At 67.9% G+C, this 13685-nt stretch carries 12 protein-coding genes; 7 read left to right on the plus strand and 5 right to left on the minus strand.

Annotated features, from left to right (window positions below):
• Nucleotides 1-191 precede the first annotated feature (191 nt).
• Entirely contained in the window at nt 192-1406 is a 1215-nt protein-coding gene (locus J9611_RS09350) for an aminotransferase class I/II-fold pyridoxal phosphate-dependent enzyme (RefSeq protein WP_211879561.1), read from the minus strand.
• A gap of 174 nt (nt 1407-1580) precedes the next feature.
• Nucleotides 1581-2579 carry a phosphatase PAP2 family protein gene (locus J9611_RS09355; protein WP_211879563.1) on the minus strand — a complete coding sequence of 333 codons (999 nt, stop codon included), beginning with the start codon at nt 2577-2579 and terminating at the stop codon, nt 1581-1583.
• 113 nt (nt 2580-2692) lie between these two features.
• Here J9611_RS09355 and J9611_RS09360 point away from each other — a divergent pair, with 113 nt between their 5' ends.
• Nucleotides 2693-2896, plus strand: coding sequence for a helix-turn-helix domain-containing protein (locus J9611_RS09360; protein WP_211879565.1), 204 nt, complete (start codon nt 2693-2695; stop codon nt 2894-2896).
• An 8-nt stretch (nt 2897-2904) separates the two neighbouring features.
• Complete coding sequence (locus tag J9611_RS09365) at nt 2905-3363, plus strand: Clp protease N-terminal domain-containing protein (protein WP_211879567.1); 459 nt, start codon at nt 2905-2907, stop codon at nt 3361-3363.
• A 34-nt stretch (nt 3364-3397) separates the two neighbouring features.
• On the opposite strand, the gene J9611_RS09370 is transcribed toward J9611_RS09365, so the two are convergent.
• A complete protein-coding gene (locus tag J9611_RS09370) occupies nt 3398-4057 on the minus strand; it encodes an MBL fold metallo-hydrolase (protein WP_211879569.1) in 660 nt (219 codons plus the stop codon).
• A 387-nt stretch (nt 4058-4444) separates the two neighbouring features.
• Here J9611_RS09370 and J9611_RS09375 point away from each other — a divergent pair, with 387 nt between their 5' ends.
• On the plus strand, nt 4445-5515 hold the full coding sequence (locus J9611_RS09375) for an o-succinylbenzoate synthase (protein WP_281414552.1): 1071 nt from the start codon (nt 4445-4447) through the stop codon (nt 5513-5515).
• Nucleotides 5516-5554: 39 nt separating this feature from the next.
• Nucleotides 5555-6403 (plus strand): COG4705 family protein, encoded by an 849-nt coding sequence (locus J9611_RS09380; RefSeq protein WP_211879571.1) that lies wholly within the window; start codon nt 5555-5557, stop codon nt 6401-6403.
• Between the two features lie 28 nt (nt 6404-6431).
• Here J9611_RS09380 and J9611_RS22470 read toward each other — a convergent pair whose 3' ends face one another.
• Together J9611_RS22470 and J9611_RS09390 are read right to left on the minus strand one after the other, a co-directional pair.
• A complete protein-coding gene (locus tag J9611_RS22470) occupies nt 6432-7865 on the minus strand; it encodes a LamG-like jellyroll fold domain-containing protein (RefSeq protein ID WP_211879573.1) in 1434 nt (477 codons plus the stop codon).
• A gap of 186 nt (nt 7866-8051) precedes the next feature.
• Nucleotides 8052-8666 (minus strand): TasA family protein, encoded by a 615-nt coding sequence (locus J9611_RS09390; protein ID WP_211879575.1) that lies wholly within the window; start codon nt 8664-8666, stop codon nt 8052-8054.
• A gap of 233 nt (nt 8667-8899) precedes the next feature.
• Between J9611_RS09390 and J9611_RS09395 the strand changes: the two genes are divergently transcribed.
• From J9611_RS09395 to argS, 3 genes are all read left to right on the plus strand, one after another.
• Entirely contained in the window at nt 8900-9388 is a 489-nt protein-coding gene (locus J9611_RS09395) for a MarR family winged helix-turn-helix transcriptional regulator (RefSeq protein WP_211879578.1), read from the plus strand.
• A gap of 101 nt (nt 9389-9489) precedes the next feature.
• Nucleotides 9490-11613 (plus strand): PhoX family protein, encoded by a 2124-nt coding sequence (locus J9611_RS09400; RefSeq protein WP_211879581.1) that lies wholly within the window; start codon nt 9490-9492, stop codon nt 11611-11613.
• 242 nt (nt 11614-11855) lie between these two features.
• Nucleotides 11856-13676 (plus strand): arginine--tRNA ligase, encoded by a 1821-nt coding sequence (argS, locus tag J9611_RS09405; RefSeq protein WP_211879584.1) that lies wholly within the window; start codon nt 11856-11858, stop codon nt 13674-13676.
• Nucleotides 13677-13685: the final 9 nt, after the last annotated feature.

A 13685-nucleotide genomic window follows, 5' to 3' on the forward strand; every position in this document is an offset into this window, starting at 1 on the left:
GGCGGGCCGGGCGCGGGGCCAGCAACGCCTCCCGGAGAGCCGGGCTGAGGCCCTCCGGGACGCCAAGATCCACCGCCAGAGGCTGAGGGCCTTGGTGTGGCTGGGCACATGGCCCGTCGAGCGGATGTCGTCCGCGTAGATTTCAGCCGGCAGGCCGGTTGCTTCGGCGTCGGACGGAAGGTTCAGGATGCTCATGGTGCGTTCTCCTTTGCATGCCTGGTCTTCGCGAGCGCATCCGCGAAGACCGGGAGGCTGCGCTGGATCATTTCCTCAGATGCGGTGAGCGAGATCCGGAAATAGCCCGGCGTCTCGAACAGGGTGCCCGGTAGCACAATGACGCCTTGGTCCGCGAGGGCGGCGGTGAACTGCTCGTCGTCGTCGGCGGGGGTGCGGACGAAGAGGTAGAACGCCCCTTCCGGTCGGGGCAGCTGGTACCCCATGCCGGTCAGCGCTTCCACCATCAGGTCGCGTTTGCGCTGCAGCTGCCCGACGTCGATCGAGAACTGTTCCAGCCTTGGCAGCGCATGCTGCAGCAGGGCGTTGGGATAGATCCAGCCCATCGCCATCTGCAGGGCGGTGAGCGCCTCCCGCAGCGGGCCACGGTCCGGCATGGTGGGCGGCAGGGCCAGGTAGCCGATCCGCTGCCCGGGCGCCAGATGGGTTTTGCCGTATGAGTAGGCCAGGAGCGTGTACGGATAGTATTCGGCGGGGCTGTGGAACCTGGCGCCGTCGTAGACGATCCGGTTGTAGGCCTCGTCGGAAAGCAGGTAGACGCGCCTGCCGTTGCTGCGCGACGCCCCTTCCAGCATGTCGGCCAGGTCCTTCAGGAGCGAGGGCGGGTAGATCCTGCCGGTCGGGTTGTTGGGCGTGTTGACGATCACCACCCGGGTGCGCGGCGTGATGGCCGCCCCCAGCGCCGCCAGATCGACGTCGAAAGTCTCGGCGTCGCAGCGGATTTTAACCGGTACCAGCCCGGCCTCGATCACCAGCGGCTCATAGAAGAACCAGGGCGGCAGGGTGAAGATGACCTCGTCGCCGGGGTCGGCGACCGCCTTCAGCGCCAGCGGAATCGCGGTGAAGCCTCCCGTGGTGAGGTGGATGTCCGCCGGTTCGAAGGGCAGGCCCAGCAGGCGCTGCAGGGACGCCGCAGCCGCGGCCTGCGCCTCCGGCTCATTCGTCTTGTAGGCAAACCACCGCTCATTCCGGGGCGTCAGGGCGTCCTTAAGGGCTTCGACATAGGCGGACTGCGGCATCTGGTGCGGGTTGCCGAGGGCGAGGTCGCAGATCCCCGGCTCGTGCTGGCGCCGGGCGTAGGCGGAGTCGCGGAGGAAGGTGTTGATCCGCTGTTGCGACGGTACGGACGCGAGGGTGGTGGCGCGCCGAGAAACCGGAGAATCAGTGCTCATGACAGTCCCTCGAGACGTGGCAGCTTGACCGTATGGACGGATGGGCCCAACGCGCTGCTGAGCCAGTGCCTGGGCGGGACTAATTCTGGCCCTCGGCGGGCCGGATGTAAACGGCGTTTGGGTCGGCGGGCGGTTTGCCGGGGCGGCCGTTTGGGTGGCCGGATGTGCTGCCGCTCAGCGCCCCGGCGCGTCCCGCCGTCGTGCGGTGCGGCGTGCGGTGCGGCGTGCGGTGCGGCGTGCGGCGTGGCCGAACAGCCAGACGCCGGCCGCGGTGGCGAGGTATCCGGCCATCACGATCAGCGACGTTCCGGCCCAGAAGTAGTCGGTGGTGCCGGTTTCCTGCCCCGGACCCGGTGCGATCCTCAGCAGCGAATAGCCGGCCACCCCGGCCGACGCGAGACCCAGGATCACCGGCAGCGCCACCCACAGCCTGGCGGCGGCCCGATGGTCCCCGTCGCCGTCCCAGGCGTTCCAGCGCGGTCCGGTCCGGATGATCAGCCAGCCGGCCGGGAGCATGAACGCGGCTACCACGAGGAAGGCGGCGATCACGTCGGCCGGGCGGTGCCACTGGTTGATCAGGGTGGACACCCCGGTGGCGACGGCGAAGCTGCCGCCCAGGAAGCCGGCCAGCGGCCGCCAGCGCGGCGAGACCATGAGGAACACCGCGGCCGCGGCCGACGCCGCCATCGTGGTGTGGCCGGAGGGCAGCGAGTTCAGCTCCAGCGTCTCGACGCCGCGGAAGGGCCGCACGGGCACCAGGTCTTTCAGGATCTGGGTGGCCACGTTGGCGCCCACGCAGGCTGCCACCGCGATGCCCGCCGCGGCCCAGCGGCGCCGGATGACGGTGACGAAGAGGACCACGATGGCGGCGATCACCACGGACAGGGCGGGCAGCCAGTCCAGGAACTTGGTGGCGGCCCTCCCGGCCGTGCCGCTGAGGGCGACGGCTTCCACGAGCGCCGATTCGTCGATGAACTGGCCCGTCGTGGTGCGGACGAAGAAGTAATACGTGGCGGCCAGCGCGGCCACGCAGCCGAGGGTGGCGAGCAGGAACAGGAGACCTGTGGCGGTGCCGGGCGTTTGCGCCGGGGGTGCCGGGCGCGGCGCGTGCGTCGGGGGCGCCGGGTACTCCGCGGAGGGGTGATTGCTGGTGCGTTCCTGCCTAAAACTCATCCTTAACAGGTTCCCACACAACCCTGCGAGCGGCCTGATGGGCCGGTGCGCATCCGCGGCCTGCTGTCAGTCTGTATTGACGAGTCGTAAGTTGTCAGTCTAGGCTGACAAGCATGGAAACCGGAGATCTTTCGAGCCAGATCCGTTCCGCAGACCCCGCGGTGGGGCTACGGGCGGTCGGCGCCCTTCACCGGCTGGCAGAACAGGTCGAGGCTGCCCAAGTGAAAGCCGCCCGTCAGCAGGGGTGGACCTGGGAACAGATCGGTGACGCCCTGGGCGTCTCGAGACAGTCAGTCCATGCAAAGCACCGAGAGTGAGATGAACCATGTTTGAACGCCTTGCCAACGACGTCCGCGAGATCCTGGGCTTCGCCATGGAGGAAGCCCGGTACCGCGGCGACAATCGCCTGGGCACGGATCACCTGCTGCTGGGTGCGCTCCGTGAACCCGGCCCCGCCGGCACTATGGGTGTCACTGTCGAGGTTGCCCGGGCGGCGGCAAGGAAACTTGACCGCGCCGCGTTGGCCTCCGTCGGAATAGATGCCGAGGGCGTCAAACCGGACACCATGCCCCGCCCGGGCAAGCACCTGCCCTTCAGCTCGGGTGCCCGCTCGGTATTGGAACGCATGCACCGGTATGCCACCGCCGAAAAGGCGCGAAAGATCACGACCGCGCACCTTCTGTTGTCACTCCTGGACCGTGAAGAACACGATCCGGCGGCCGCACTCCTCAACGAACTGGCGGTCGACCGGACCGAGGTGCGGCGCAGGATCCTCGCCGGCTGATCAGGCCGCACTCGTCGTCCCTGGGCCAGGAGCGTCAGTTCCCGCCAGCCCCGCCATTCCCGTTGAGCAGACGGCGGAGCTCCGCGACAGGGTCGGTCACCTCGGGTCCGTGCGAGAAAAGCATCCGGGCCGGCGCCAGCTCGCTGAGCCTGCGCAGCGAGCGTTCCGCTTCCGCGGCGTCGGCGGTGAACTGCGCGGGAGCCCGCATCATGGATCCCGACAAAGTGCCCACCGCGTCGCCCACGAACAGCAGGCCTTCGCCTTCGTGCAGCAGGCTGATATGGCCCTTCGTGTGGCCGGGCGTCGGTATGACCCGCAGGTCCCGGACACGGTCATCATCGGAGAGCGGCTGCAGCGGGACCGGCGAAGCAATGTGCGGGCAGTCCGGTGCGCCGGCCCATATCCTGGCCCCGGGCGTCCGTGCTGCGACCTCGCCGAGACCGCCCACATGATCCGGGTGCGAGTGAGTGAGGACGACGTCGGTGACATCGGACCAGTGCGCACCGACCCGCTCGAGCGCGGCTCCGATCTCCCCGGCACTGCCCGCCGGACCGGCGTCGATCAGGACCAGCCCGTCCGGAAGGCCCACCAGGAAGCAGCGCACGTCAAAACTGAGCTCGACCGGCCCCGCAACGCCTGCCGGCACGTGGACTTGCTGGATGACTGGTTCCACAAACGTTCCGGCGTTGACCATGGTGTACCTTTCCGGCGGGCGGCTGATTCCCCCAATATCGGCGCCGCAGGCAGGAACGTCAAGGAGGACCGCTCGGCGCGCGGCCACCCTCCGGCCCGGGCTTGCACCCTGCAGGGCGCCCCACGGGTAGTGTCCGCCGTGAAAATCAAGTACACGGTACTCGTGCCGCGCCGGAGCGCGGTTCCTAGACTCGTCTTACCGGTGTGGCTCACCGTGAAGTCGCTCCTTGAGCGGGGCCGGCGCAGACGAGTTTCCTAGACCAGGGACTCACCCCCAGTCCGCGCCGGCCCATTCAAGGCGACAGCGAGGCACGCCGGTCCATTCACGGCAGCTCTCATTGAGGATTGCTCCCGGACGGCCGGCGCGGCATCCCGGTAGAGTGACATCATGCCGAGCGACCCAGTCACCCCCGCCCAGGAGCACTTTTGGACCGGGCTCCGTGTGGCTGCCTCCGGCAGCCTCCCCGGACTGGACGAACTCCTCGCCGGCGCCTATGTGGTCAGCCTGCCGATGCGCGTGAAATTCCGCGGGATCCTGCACCGCGAAGCCCTGCTGCTGAAGGGGCCGCTGGGCTGGGGGGAATTCTGCCCCTTCCCCGAGTACGCCGACGCCGAAGCCTCGCGCTGGCTGGCCGCCGCGATCGAGGCCGGCTGGCTGGGCTTCCCGGAACCGCTGCGGGAGGCCATCCCGGTCAACGCCACCGTCCCGGCCGTTCCCGCAGGCCGCGTCCCCGAAATCCTCGCCCGCTTCGGCCGGGTGGACGCCGTCAAGGTCAAGGTGGCCGAACGCGGCCAGAGCCTCGAGGACGACGCCGCCCGCGTCGCCGCTGTCCGCGCGGCCTTCCCGGAGGCCGCGATCCGGGTGGACGCGAACGGCGGCTGGGACGTCGCGGAGGCGGTCGAGGCACTCACCCGGCTCGCCGTCGTCGGACTCGAATACGCCGAACAGCCGGTGCCGGACATCGCCGGCCTCGCCGAAGTGCGCCGCCGGCTCCGTGCCGCCGGCACCCCGGTCCTCATCGCCGCGGACGAGAGCGTGCGCAAGGAGGACGACCCCCTCAAGGTGGCCCGCGCCGGCGCGGCGGACCTGATCGTGGTGAAGGTGGCACCGCTCGGGGGAGTGCGGCGCGCCCTGGACATCGTGGCGCAGGCCGGGCTCCCCGCCGTCGTCAGCTCAGCCCTGGACACCTCGGTGGGGATCCGGGCCGGGCTGGCGCTCGCCGCGGCGCTCCCCGACCTGCCCTACGCCTGCGGGCTCGGGACGGTGTCCCTGCTCGCCGCCGATGTCACCAGGGACTCCCTGGTGCCCGACGACGGCGCTATCCGCCTCCGCGACGTGGCTGCCGACCCCGAACTGCTGGCGCAGCACGCCGCGGCCCCGGAGCGCAGGGACTGGTGGCTGGACCGGCTGCGGCGGGTGCACGCGGTGCTGGCTGCACGTGACCGATCCTTGTCATAGAGACCGGAACGCCAAGGTCCGTCTGCGACAATCCCGTCCATGACTCAGCCGGTTCAAGAACTAGACCACAACACTGTCCAGACGTCCCTGAAACCCGACCGCGTGGCCGGGGGCGCCCGGTACGCCGCCAGCAAGGTCCCGGAAGTCTCGCTCTATTTCTGGATCACCAAAGTACTCACCACGGGGATGGGCGAGACAACCTCGGATTTCCTGGTGACGAGGCTCGATCCGGTAATCGCCGTCGCGCTCGGGGCGGCAGGACTGGCCATCACGCTGGTGCTGCAGTTTGCCGTCCGGCGGTACGTTCCGTGGATTTACTGGTCTGCCGTGGTGATGGTCAGCGTCTTCGGCACCATGGCCGCCGACGTCCTCCATGTGGGGCTCGACGTGCCGTATGCGGCATCGACCGCGCTGTTCGCGGTGGTCCTGGCCGTCGTCTTCCTGGTGTGGCACCGCACCGAACGGACGCTGTCCATCCACAGCATCCTCACGCCGCGGCGGGAGTTCTTCTACTGGGCGGCAGTGATGACCACCTTTGCCCTGGGGACCGCTGCGGGGGATCTCACGGCCATGACGCTGCAGCTCGGGTATCTTCCCTCGGCAGTGCTGTTTGCGGTGATCATCGCGATTCCAGCCATCGGATACCGGCGGCTGGGGCTGAACGCCGTTCTCGGGTTCTGGTTTGCCTATGTCACCACCCGGCCCCTCGGGGCTTCGGTGGCCGACTGGATGGCAGTCTCCCCGGCCCGCGGCGGACTCGACTGGGGTTCCGGTCCCGTTAGCCTCGGATGGGCGGTTGCCATCCTCGGATTCGTCGCCTACCTCGCCATCACCGGCAAGGACGTCCAACGCGACGATGTTTCGGCCGGGCCCGCGGGCAGCAAGTAACGGCGCCCAATAGCGGTATCACGCGTGCTCAGTGGCCGGCGTCGTAGTGGGCTTTGACCTGGTCCGCCGTAAGCGCCGCGGAGTAGACGGCGGCGTTGTCGATGGTGCCCGCGAAGAAAGGGCTGGTGGGAGTGGCCGCCCAGTCTTTGTTGCCGTCGAAGTCCATGGTGTCGTAGCCGATGCGCCAGTACCCGTTGTAGGGACGTTCTGCGACGACGCTGTTGGAAATGCGGACGCTCTCTTTTCCATCGATGTAGAGAGTGGCTCCGGCCGCAGACATCGTCCCAGCGGCCACGTGCCAGGCGCCGTCGTTGTACCCAACCTTGGGGCTGGTGATGGTGGCTGCCCTGAAATTCTGGCTGTTGCCATTGCGATTAGCGGCACCAAACGCGATGGCGCCGGTGTCCGTCATGTAGAGGTGCCGGTCAGCGATGGTGGAAAGGCCGGTCTGGGCATTGCCGAAGCCAATAAGTTTCCCGCCGGTGCTCGTGGTGGTCTTGAACCAAATCTCCACGGTGAAAATGTTCGGGGCCGCAACAGACGACGCGGTGCTGACGTAACCGGTGGATCCGTTCAACGTCAGGGCGGGGCTGGGACTGCACGATCCTGGCACCCACGTGGTTGTCCCTTGGAGGGCGCCGTTCCGCGCATTCCCGGATGCGTCAGTGGCGACCGTTCCAGAGCCCTCATTGAATGGGTAGAACAGGTAGGGACTGTCCAGCGGGGTGGCCGGCTGGCAAGGAAAGCTGGCCAGCGCGGAGAAGCTGCTGGTTTGAGTGGGGGCTGCGGCCGAGAAGCTGGCGTGCGCCGTCGCAGACGTCATTAGGGACGCCAAGACCGGTATTGTGGCCAAGGCCAAGAACGCCCGAATTCGCCGGGTCTTGCGAGCGGTTGCGCGCACGCGAGGACGGATGGCACGGCGAATGCGCGGCTTCCCATGTGGTCGGGGCTTCTCGCCAGGCTTTTCGCCGGGCTTTTCGGGGTCGTCGGGGAGGGGTGCCGTGCTGGAGCCCGATGCCGCTGCCACGGTCAGGGCCGCCACAGCCGCGAGGGTCGCAGCGAGGACGCCCCAGTTCTTTTCCGCGAACCAAACAATCGGAAGGCCCACGAAGGGTATACGCAGCACTGCTACACCGTGGACCGCGGATGGCGCAACCGGGGTGGAATCGTTGGCGGAGTTCGCGTCGCCGCGCAGGATGAGGTTGCCGTCGGGGGCGAATTCGGCGAAGCGGTGGAGGCGCAACCGGCCGGCATGGTCCGGATCATCCACCAGCAAGACGTGGCCCAGGGCTGCCGCGTCAGCTTGGACGGGGCGGCTGACCACCACGTCTCCGGGGTGGATGCGGGGCTCCATGGATCCGGTCATCACGGTGGTGGGGGTCCAGCCGAGGGCGGTCGGGAGCACCGCCCAGGCCAGCATGCCGAGGACAGTGAACAAGACCACCCGGGCGACAACAGTCACGGCCAGCCGTGCCCACCCTACTTGGGCGGCATCGGCGTGGTCGGACTGGATGGGTTCTCCTCCGGGCCGGGGGGCAGGCCCGGAGGAGAAGTTGATTGGGCGTGTTCCGAGGGACGGGCCAGTAGCCGGGCGACCGGGACGGTGCCCGGACGCCACGGGTAGCTGACTCGACGCGGGCATCGGAGATTAGCTGTTCTGGGCTTCCCAGGTGAAGACCACGTTCGCGGTGCCGCCCTGGGCGCTGTCCGGTACGTTGTTCCTCAGGGTGTAGTCGATCTTGTAGGTGCGCGTTGCCGGTGCTGCAGATGTTGCACTAGCCGGTGCCCAGATGCCCACGCCGTCGCTGAACGTCTTCTTGGCGTCGAAGGCCGCAAGGGTAATCGTGGAAGGGGTCGCCGGGGTGGGGCTCAACACCGCGAAGTCAGAGCAGTTGGCCGCTGCACCGGTGCCCTCGGTGATGATCAGATCGATGTAGGGGCTGAGGTCGTTGGTGACGGCTGGCGTCGTGTTGAAATCCTTGGCGTAGAGCTTCACGGTGGAGGCGAGCGAGCCGGTGGAGCTGACGGTGATGCACTTGGCCCCGTTCTGTCCGGGCTTGAGGTTCGTTGCAGTGAACACCGCAGAGCCAGCGTTGTTGACCAGCTTGACCGTGCCGGCTGCCCAGTTGTTCCCGGCGTCCACGGTTTTGTCGCTGAACGCCGAGTAGGAAGCCTGGGATACCGCAAGGCCGCTCACGAGGAGTGCTGCGGGGACGACGGCCCATTTGGCCCATTTGGCCGTGCGTGCTGAAATCTGTGCCATGAGGTGCTCCTGGTGAGGAAGTGGGGACTGTGCCCGGTTGAGACCTGGCGCATGTTCCGTAGTTGGAACCGATGAATGTAAAACTACAACCGTTTTACTTGATTATCAAGTTACAGGACATTTGGCCTAACTTACTGACCCGAAGAAGCGCGTGATTCTGGGGATTTCACTGGCGTTAGCTTGAGAGTAAAGTAGATCGAGATAGAGGTTTATGGCGAAATAAGGGGTTGGACATGGCAGAGCAGGCGGAGGGGCTGGCATCGGTAGGCAAGGACGCACTGTTGCGGATCACCCAGGGCCTGCGGCGGGTTGACGTCGGGACCTACGCCCTGCGGATCCGGCTGGCCGAGAAACTGGGGATCGGCACCATCGATATCAACGCGATGGCCTTCGTGGGCGAGGTCGACGGCATGACGCCGAAGGCCCTTGGCAACATCCTCAGCATCACGACCGGATCGGTGACCGCCATGGTGGACCGCCTGGAATCCAAGGGCTTCATGGTCCGCAAGCCCAACCCCGCGGACCGGCGCAGCGTGTTCCTGCACCTGAGCCCGGCCGGGACCCACGCCATGCAGTGGGCCAACCAACACTTTGCCGAGGCGGCTTCGGCAGTCCTCGATGGATCCTCCGAGGGGAGCATCGCCGACATCGCGCAGTTTCTCGAGGGCATCGGCCAGCGGCTGATCACCGCGGCCAGCGCGCCGGACCAGGCTCCGAGCTAAGCGAGTTCACCGGAACTTCACCCGGGGGACCGTTCCGCGTAGCCGGTGGCTGAAACGGTGGGCGGGAACGCATCCCATCCCCGCCTGGAAGGTCTCCCACCATGCCCGAAACCGCCGCCCGCCGCTTCAGCCTGCTCCCGATGCTTGGCCACACCAAAGGCAAGCGCAGCCCCGTCACCTGCGCGCTGAAGTGCGACAATGCCTGCACCGGCGAGGTCTGCAACACCAGCTCCAACAGCTACTTCCGCGACATCGCCTCCGCCACCATGTCCCGCCGCGCCGCCCTGGGCTTCGGCGCCGCCGGTGCGCTCGCCGTCGTCCTCGGCAATGCCGTGACGTCCGCCCCGACGGCAGCGGCCGACGGCGGTCCGGGCCTTGCGGCCGCCGCGAAAAAGGGATTCGCGAAGTCCAAGCTGGAGTTCACGCCGATCAAGCCGGTGGACGCCTCTGTTGACGCGTTCACCGTCCCCGAAGGCTTCACCTGGCAGCCGATCATCCGCTGGGGCGACCCCCTGTTCAAAGACGCTCCGGCGTTTGACCTGGACAAGCAGACGGCAGCCGCCCAGGCCCGGCAGTTCGGCTACAACAACGACTACACGGACATCCTGCGGTTCCCCGAGAACGGCAACTACGATGGCCAGAACAACAACAATGACCGCCGTGCCGTGCTGTTCACGAACCACGAATACACCAACGAGAACATCATGTTCCCGGCCGGTTTTGACGCCGCCGAGGGCCGGGAAATCGGCCGCGCCGCGCACGGCCTGACCGTGGTGGAACTGGAGCGGAAGAACAAGAACAAGCCGTGGGACTACGTGCAGGGCGCCAAGCTCAACCGCCGCTTCCTGACGGACACCACCTACGAACTGACCGGTCCCGCTGCCGGCACGGACTTTGTCAAGACCACCGACGATCCCACCGGCCGCGCCATCAAGGGCACCCTGGGCAACTGCGCCGGCGGCACCACCCCGTGGGGCACCATCCTCTCCGGTGAGGAAAACTTCAACGGCTACTTCGTCTCCCCGGGTACGTCGGCCGGCGACAAGCGCTACGGCCTCACCAACAAGCCCACGGCACGCAAATGGGAACTTGACGAACCGCGTTTCGACACCCGCAACGCCGGCTACGCCAACGAGACGAACCGCTTCGGCTGGATCGTCGAGGTGGACCCCTTCGACCCCACCTCCACCCCGAAGAAGCACTCCGCCATGGGCCGCTTCAAGCACGAGGGCGCCAACGTGATCGTCGCCGAGTCCGGCCACGTGGTGGCCTACATGGGCGACGACGAGCGCTTCGACTACCTCTACAAGTTCGTCTCCAAGGGCCAGTACCAGGCCGGCGACTCCAAGGCCGCCCGACGCAACAACATGAACCTGCTCTCCGAGGGCGACCTCTTCGTGGCCAGGTTCACCGGCGACTCCCCGGCGTCGGAAATCACCGGCACCGGCGCACTTCCTTCCGACGGCGCCTTCGACGGTTCCGGCGAATGGCTGCCGCTCGTGGTGGACGGCACGTCCGCCGTGGCAGGCATGTCGGTGGCCGAGGTCCTGGTCTACACCCGCCTCGCCGCGGACAAGGTGGGCCCCACCAAGATGGACCGCTGCGAGGACGTCCAGCCCAGCCTGCACACCGGCAAGGTCTACGTGGTCTGCACCAACAACAACCTGCGCGGCCCGGCCGGCCTGGAAAGCGCCACGGAGGTCAACCCGCGCAACGAAAACCGCGACGGCCACATCGTGGAAATCACCGAGACCGGAGACCAGACCTCCACGAAGTTCGCCTGGAACCTGCTGATGGTCTGCGGCGATCCGGCCAAGAACAAGTCCACGTACTTCGCCGGTTTCCCGACGGACAAGGTCTCGCCGATCTCCTGCCCGGACAACGTGGCCTTCGACTCCGTGGGCAACATGTGGATCGCCACCGACGGCGCCCCCTCGGCCATCCACTACGCGGACGGCCTCTTCAAGGTCACCCTGGACGGCGCGGAACGCGGCAAGGTGGAACAGTTCCTGGCCGTGCCTCGCGACGCCGAGACCTGCGGCCCGATCATCCACGACGAGGAGCGCTCCGTGTTCGTGGCAGTGCAGCACCCGGGCGAGGAGGGCACGTTCGCGGACCAGCACTCGTACTTCCCGGACTACGTTGCGGCAGGTACGACGCCGGCCCCCGGCCAGGGGCGCGCCCCCCGTCCGGCAGTGGTCCAGGTGTTCCGCGGCGACTCCTGACCCCTGCTGCCGCCGCCGCCGGGACGCTCCCTCACCTTCCGCACGTTCTGGGGTGACGCTCCCTCAGCTCTTGCGGGCTTTGCTGTGACGCTCCCTCAGCTCTTGCGGGCTTTGCAGTGACGCTCCCTCACGTTCTGCGGCTCCGACGCGGGAGGTGAGGGAGCGTCGGGCTGGAACCCGCGAAGCGTGAGGGAGCGCCACCCAGGGACTGATAATTTGGGAGGGTGAACAATCCGGCCGAAATGGTTATCCCCAGAGTCCAGGCAGCTATTGCCAGCGCGTTCGGCGAAGAGTTCCGCGGCACCGACCCGGTGATCCGGCCCTCGCAGTTCGCGGACATCCAGATCAACGCCGCCATGGCCCTGGGCAAGAGGGTCGGCCTGCCGCCGCGGGACGCCGCCGCCAGGATCGTGGACGACCTGGATCTGGACGGCATCTGCACCGCCGTGGAGATCTCCGGGCCGGGCTTCATCAACCTCACCTTCGACGGCACCTGGATCGAGGAGCTGCTCAACGCGCAGGCGTCCACGTCCGCCAGCCCGGCCGTGGTTCCGGCCGCCGGCCCGGCCGCCGGGACCACGGCGGCGGCCGGGCCGGCCGCGGAACCGGGGCGCGTCGTCGTCGACTATTCCTCCCCGAACGTGGCGAAGGAAATGCACGTGGGGCACCTGCGCACCACGGTGGTGGGGGACAGCCTCGTCAAGGTCCTGGAAGCGCTGGGCGACACCGTCATCCGGCAGAACCACATCGGCGACTGGGGCACGCCGTTCGGCATGCTGATCGAGCACTGGCTGGAGATCGGCGAGGACTCCCCGGAGGCCGCCCTGCTGGTGGATGACCCCAGCGCCTTCTACCAGGCGGCCCGGGCCAAGTTCGACGCCTCCCCCACCGACGAGGACGGCTTCGCCGCCCGGGCCCGGCTCCGCGTCGTGGCCCTCCAGGGCGGGGACGAGGAGACCTTCGCGGTCTGGCAGCGGCTCGTGGCGCAATCCAAGCGCTACTTCAACGCCATCTACTCCATGCTCGGCATCAGCCTGACCGATGACCACATCGCCGGCGAAAGCTCCTACGACGCGCATCTGGCCCAACTGTGCGAGGAACTCCAGGCCCGCGGCATCGCCCGGATCAGCGACGGCGCCCTGTGCACCTTCCCGGCGGGCTTCACCGGCCGGGACGGTGCGCCGCAGCCGCTCATCATCCGCAAGTCCGACGGCGGCTACGGTTACGGCACCACCGACCTCGCCACCATCCGCTACCGGGTCCGTGAACTGGCGGCCGACCGCGTCCTCTATGTGGTGGGCGCGCCGCAGAACGTCCACCTGCGCATGGTCATGGCCACCGCCCGCGACGCCAGCTGGCTGCCGGACACCGTCGACGCCGTGCACGTGCAGATCGGCAACGTCCTCGGCGAGGACGGGAAGATCCTTAAGTCCCGCTCGGGTGCCCCGGTGAAGCTGATGGCCCTGCTGGAGGAGGCCGTGGACCGCGCCCGGGCCGTCATCGACGCCAGCCGTCCCGAGCTCACCGACGAGGAGCGGGCCGTGACAGCCCGCCAGGTGGGCATCGGCGCGGTCAAGTATGCCGACCTCTCCGTGGGGCACGACACCGAGTACGTCTTCGACTTCGACCGGATGCTGGCCCTGAACGGCAACACCGGACCCTACGTGCAGTACGCGGCCGCAAGGATCCGTTCCATCCTGCGCAAGGCCGGCGTCCTGGAACACTACACCGGGACCGGGACGACGGCGGCGGGTGCGGCTTCGGGGGCGGCCGCCCCCGCGACGGCGATCGCCGTCGTCGAACCCGCCGAACGGGCGCTCGCCCTGCACCTGCTGGAGTACGGCGTCACCCTGCAGCGGGTGGGCGAACTGCTCGAGCCGCACCGGCTGTGCACCTACCTGTTCGAGCTCGCCCAGCTCTTCACTTCCTTCTATGACCAGTGCCCGGTGCTCAAGGCCGAGGACTCGGTCCGGGAATCACGGCTCGCCCTGTGCGCGCTGGTGCTGCGCCGGCTCGCCGGCGGCCTGGAACTGCTGGGCATCGAGACGCCCGAGAACATGTAGGCCTCCCGT

The sequence above is a fragment of the Pseudarthrobacter albicanus genome, assembly GCF_018224015.1.
GTDB classification, from domain to species: Bacteria; Actinomycetota; Actinomycetes; order Actinomycetales; family Micrococcaceae; genus Arthrobacter; species Arthrobacter albicanus.

Coding starts and splice junctions, on each gene's coding strand:
- J9611_RS09380 (WP_211879571.1), top strand. CDS start 5,555: ATGACTCAGCCGGTTCAAGAACTAGACCACAACACTGTCCAGACGTCC.
- argS (WP_211879584.1), top strand. CDS start 11,856: ATGGTTATCCCCAGAGTCCAGGCAGCTATTGCCAGCGCGTTCGGCGAA.
- J9611_RS09395 (WP_211879578.1), top strand. CDS start 8,900: ATGGCAGAGCAGGCGGAGGGGCTGGCATCGGTAGGCAAGGACGCACTG.
- J9611_RS09360 (WP_211879565.1), top strand. CDS start 2,693: ATGGAAACCGGAGATCTTTCGAGCCAGATCCGTTCCGCAGACCCCGCG.
- J9611_RS09400 (WP_211879581.1), top strand. CDS start 9,490: ATGCCCGAAACCGCCGCCCGCCGCTTCAGCCTGCTCCCGATGCTTGGC.
- J9611_RS09355 (WP_211879563.1), bottom strand. CDS start 2,579: ATGAGTTTTAGGCAGGAACGCACCAGCAATCACCCCTCCGCGGAGTAC.
- J9611_RS09375 (WP_281414552.1), top strand. CDS start 4,445: ATGCCGAGCGACCCAGTCACCCCCGCCCAGGAGCACTTTTGGACCGGG.
- J9611_RS09370 (WP_211879569.1), bottom strand. CDS start 4,057: ATGGTCAACGCCGGAACGTTTGTGGAACCAGTCATCCAGCAAGTCCAC.
- J9611_RS09350 (WP_211879561.1), bottom strand. CDS start 1,406: ATGAGCACTGATTCTCCGGTTTCTCGGCGCGCCACCACCCTCGCGTCC.
- J9611_RS09390 (WP_211879575.1), bottom strand. CDS start 8,666: ATGGCACAGATTTCAGCACGCACGGCCAAATGGGCCAAATGGGCCGTC.
- J9611_RS09365 (WP_211879567.1), top strand. CDS start 2,905: ATGTTTGAACGCCTTGCCAACGACGTCCGCGAGATCCTGGGCTTCGCC.